This is a genomic window from Leifsonia sp. HAY1-4F (assembly GCF_056755275.1).
In genome coordinates this window covers 1-257 of sequence record NZ_JBNDHX010000395.1, presented here as the reverse complement: position 1 = coordinate 257, position 257 = coordinate 1, and the positions used below count along the sequence as shown (strand labels likewise).

Genomic DNA, 257 nt, shown 5'->3' with positions numbered 1-257 from the left:
ACCGGGGCAACTTCGGGTGCGATGACGAATGATCCAGCAGAATTGCACAGGCCACCAAGCTTAGCGGCGTCCACCACCGCCGCCCGGGCCCTGGGCCTGCGTGTACTGACCCGCCGTCACGGTGCCCTGCTGCTTGGCGCCGTCGACGGATCCGGTGGTGAGGCCTGCCGTGGCCTCGGCGGTGCCTCCCGTGTAAACCGTGTAGCTTGCGCCGTCGGTAATGGCGGCTGAAGAGAACACCAGGGACGCAATGGTCT

At 66.5% G+C, this 257-nt stretch carries 1 pseudogene; it reads right to left on the bottom strand.

The window, feature by feature from the left end:
- Positions 1 to 60: 60 nt before the first annotated feature.
- Positions 61 to 257 (bottom strand): annotated as a pseudogene (locus tag ACPYOG_RS19930) (carbohydrate-binding domain-containing protein); the annotation flags it as partial.